Genomic DNA, 3,661 nt, shown 5'->3' on the forward strand with positions numbered 1-3,661 from the left:
ACGTATTGCTAAGGTTAACGTCAACTGACAGTGGTTCGTACTCAGCACCTGCCATCAGATTGTGTTTGTTAGTCGCTTTTTTTTTTTGGAATTTTTTTTTTGGAATTTTTTTTTTGCGCTAACAACCTCCTGCCGTTTTGCCCGTGCATATCGGTCACGAACAAATCTGATTACTAAACACAGTAGCCTGGATTTGTTCTATCAGTAATCGACCTTATTCCTAATTAAATAGAGCAAATCCCCTTATTGGGGGTAAGACATGAAGATGCCAGAAAAACATGACCTGTTGGCCGCCATTCTCGCGGCAAAGGAACAAGGCATCGGGGCAATCCTTGCGTTTGCAATGGCGTACCTTCGCGGCAGATATAATGGCGGTGCGTTTACAAAAACAGTAATCGACGCAACGATGTGCGCCATTATCGCCTAGTTCATTCGTGACCTTCTCGACTTCGCCGGACTAAGTAGCAATCTCGCTTATATAACGAGCGTGTTTATCGGCTACATCGGTACTGACTCGATTGGTTCGCTTATCAAACGCTTCGCTGCTAAAAAAGCCGGAGTAGAAGATGGTAGAAATCAATAATCAACGTAAGGCGTTCCTCGATATGCTGGCGTGGTCGGAGGGAACTGATAACGGACGTCAGAAAACCAGAAATCATGGTTATGACGTCATTGTAGGCGGAGAGCTATTTACTGATTACTCCGATCACCCTCGCAAACTTGTCACGCTAAACCCAAAACTCAAATCAACAGGCGCCGGACGCTACCAGCTTCTTTCCCGTTGGTGGGATGCCTACCGCAAGCAGCTTGGCCTGAAAGACTTCTCTCCGAAAAGTCAGGACGCTGTGGCATTGCAGCAGATTAAGGAGCGTGGCGCTTTACCTATGATTGATCGTGGTGATATCCGTCAGGCAATCGACCGTTGCAGCAATATCTGGGCTTCACTGCCGGGCGCTGGTTATGGTCAGTTCGAGCATAAGGCTGACAGCCTGATTGCAAAATTCAAAGAAGCGGGCGGAACGGTCAGAGAGATTGATGTATGAGCAGAGTCACCGCGATTATCTCCGCTCTGGTTATCTGCATCATCGTCTGCCTGTCATGGGCTGTTAATCATTACCGTGATAACGCCATTACCTACAAAGCCCAGCGCGACAAAAATGCCAGAGAACTGAAGCTGGCGAACGCGGCAATTACTGACATGCAGATGCGTCAGCGTGATGTTGCTGCGCTCGATGCAAAATACACGAAGGAGTTAGCTGATGCTAAAGCTGAAAATGATGCTCTGCGTGATGATGTTGCCGCTGGTCGTCGTCGGTTGCACATCAAAGCAGTCTGTCAGTCAGTGCGTGAAGCCACCACCGCCTCCGGCGTGGATAATGCAGCCTCCCCCCGACTGGCAGACACCGCTGAACGGGATTATTTCACCCTCAGAGAGAGGCTGATCACTATGCAAAAACAACTGGAAGGAACCCAGAAGTATATTAATGAGCAGTGCAGATAGAGTTGCCCATATCGATGGGCAACTCATGCAATTATTGTGAGCAATACACACGCGCTTCCAGCGGAGTATAAATGCCTAAAGTAATAAAACCGAGCAATCCATTTACGAATGTTTGCTGGGTTTCTGTTTTAACAACATTTTCTGCGCCGCCACAAATTTTGGCTGCATCGACAGTTTTCTTCTGCCCAATTCCAGAAACGAAGAAATGATGGGTGATGGTTTCCTTTGGTGCTACTGCTGCCGGTTTGTTTTGAACAGTAAACGTCTGTTGAGCACATCCTGTAATAAGCAGGGCCAGCGCAGTAGCGAGTAGCATTTTTTTCATGGTGTTATTCCCGATGCTTTTTGAAGTTCGCAGAATCGTATGTGTAGAAAATTAAACAAACCCTAAACAATGAGTTGAAATTTCATATTGTTAATATTTATTAATGTATGTCAGGTGCGATGAATCGTCATTGTATTCCCGGATTAACTATGTCCACAGCCCTGACGGGGAACTTCTCTGCGGGAGTGTCCGGGAATAATTAAAACGATGCACACAGGGTTTAGCGCGTACACGTATTGCATTATGCCAACGCCCCGGTGCTGACACGGAAGAAACCGGACGTTATGATTTAGCGTGGAAAGATTTGTGTAGTGTTCTGAATGCTCTCAGTAAATAGTAATGAATTATCAAAGGTATAGTAATATCTTTTATGTTCATGGATATTTGTAACCCATCGGAAAACTCCTGCTTTAGCAAGATTTTCCCTGTATTGCTGAAATGTGATTTCTCTTGATTTCAACCTATCATAGGACGTTTCTATAAGATGCGTGTTTCTTGAGAATTTAACATTTACAACCTTTTTAAGTCCTTTTATTAACACGGTGTTATCGTTTTCTAACACGATGTGAATATTATCTGTGGCTAGATAGTAAATATAATGTGAGACGTTGTGACGTTTTAGTTCAGAATAAAACAATTCACAGTCTAAATCTTTTCGCACTTGATCGAATATTTCTTTAAAAATGGCAACCTGAGCCATTGGTAAAACCTTCCATGTGATACGAGGGCGCGTAGTTTGCATTATCGTTTTTATCGTTTCAATCTGGTCTGACCTCCTTGTGTTTTGTTGATGATTTATGTCAAATATTAGGAATGTTTTCACTTAATAGTATTGGTTGCGTAACAAAGTGCGGTCCTGCTGGCATTCTGGAGGGAAATACAACCGACAGATGTATGTAAGGCCAACGTGCTCAAATCTTCATACAGAAAGATTTGAAGTAATATTTTAACCGCTAGATGAAGAGCAAGCGCATGGAGCGACAAAATGAATAAAGAACAATCTGCTGATGATCCCTCCGTGGATCTGATTCGTGTAAAAAATATGCTTAATAGCACCATTTCTATGAGTTACCCTGATGTTGTAATTGCATGTATAGAACATAAGGTGTCTCTGGAAGCATTCAGAGCAATTGAGGCAGCGTTGGTGAAGCACGATAATAATATGAAGGATTATTCCCTGGTGGTTGACTGATCACCATAACTGCTAATCATTCAAACTATTTAGTCTGTGACAGAGCCAACACGCAGTCTGTCACTGTCAGGAAAGTGGTAAAACTGCAACTCAATTACTGCAATGCCCTCGTAATTAAGTGAATTTACAATATCGTCCTGTTCGGAGGGAAGAACGCGGGATGTTCATTCTTCATCACTTTTAATTGATGTATATGCTCTCTTTTCTGACGTTAGTCTCCGACGGCAGGCTTCAATGACCCAGGCTGAGAAATTCCCGGACCCTTTTTGCTCAAGAGCGATGTTAATTTGTTCAATCATTTGGTTAGGAAAGCGGATGTTGCGGGTTGTTGTTCTGCGGGTTCTGTTCTTCGTTGACATGAGGTTGCCCCGTATTCAGTGTCGCTGATTTGTATTGTCTGAAGTTGTTTTTACGTTAAGTTGATGCAGATCAATTAATACGATACCTGCGTCATAATTGATTATTTGACGTGGTTTGATGGCCTCCACGCACGTTGTGATATGTAGATGATAATCATTATCACTTTACGGGTCCTTTCCGGTGAAAAAAAAGGTACCAAAAAAAACATCGTCGTGAGTAGTGAACCGTAAGCAGGTGCTGAGTACGAACCACTGTCAGTTGACGTTAACCTTAGCAATACGTA

At 43.5% G+C, this 3,661-nt stretch carries 6 protein-coding genes and 1 pseudogene; 4 read left to right on the plus strand and 3 right to left on the minus strand.

From position 1 onward, the window contains the following. The first annotated feature begins 265 nt into the window (after positions 1 to 265). The 3 genes and pseudogenes from ACTG20_RS21580 (at position 266) to rzpD (ending at position 1,501) form a co-directional block, all read left to right on the plus strand. A pseudogene (locus ACTG20_RS21580) lies at positions 266 to 583 on the plus strand (phage holin, lambda family). Beyond that, positions 567 to 1,043, plus strand: coding sequence for a glycoside hydrolase family 24 protein (locus ACTG20_RS21585; RefSeq protein WP_000229403.1), 477 nt, complete (start codon positions 567 to 569; stop codon positions 1,041 to 1,043). The pseudogene ACTG20_RS21580 and the gene ACTG20_RS21585 overlap by 17 nt, the downstream one beginning before the upstream one ends. Then, positions 1,040 to 1,501: a prophage endopeptidase RzpD gene (rzpD, locus tag ACTG20_RS21590; RefSeq protein WP_000092275.1), complete on the plus strand. Its 462-nt coding sequence runs from the start codon at positions 1,040 to 1,042 to the stop codon at positions 1,499 to 1,501. The genes ACTG20_RS21585 and rzpD overlap by 4 nt, the downstream gene beginning before the upstream one ends. A 31-nt stretch (positions 1,502 to 1,532) precedes the next feature. Here rzpD and bor read toward each other — a convergent pair whose 3' ends face one another. Further along, a complete protein-coding gene (gene bor, locus ACTG20_RS21595; RefSeq protein ID WP_000738492.1) occupies positions 1,533 to 1,826 on the minus strand; it encodes a serum resistance lipoprotein Bor in 294 nt (97 codons plus the stop codon). Positions 1,827 to 2,115: 289 nt separating this feature from the next. After that, entirely contained in the window at positions 2,116 to 2,568 is a 453-nt protein-coding gene (locus ACTG20_RS21600; RefSeq protein WP_223248938.1) for a DUF1398 domain-containing protein, read from the minus strand. Between the two features lie 243 nt (positions 2,569 to 2,811). On the opposite strand from ACTG20_RS21600, the gene ybcW reads away from it, so the two are divergent. After that, positions 2,812 to 3,018, plus strand: coding sequence for a protein YbcW (gene ybcW / locus ACTG20_RS21605; RefSeq protein ID WP_001031427.1), 207 nt, complete (start codon positions 2,812 to 2,814; stop codon positions 3,016 to 3,018). 164 nt (positions 3,019 to 3,182) lie between these two features. On the opposite strand, the gene ACTG20_RS21610 is transcribed toward ybcW, so the two are convergent. Beyond that, on the minus strand, positions 3,183 to 3,377 hold the full coding sequence (locus ACTG20_RS21610; protein WP_001421937.1) for a YlcI/YnfO family protein: 195 nt from the start codon (positions 3,375 to 3,377) through the stop codon (positions 3,183 to 3,185). Positions 3,378 to 3,661: the final 284 nt, after the last annotated feature.

This window comes from Aeromonas sp. 84A (assembly GCF_051919345.1).
Lineage (GTDB): Bacteria > Pseudomonadota > Gammaproteobacteria > Enterobacterales > Aeromonadaceae > Aeromonas > Aeromonas veronii.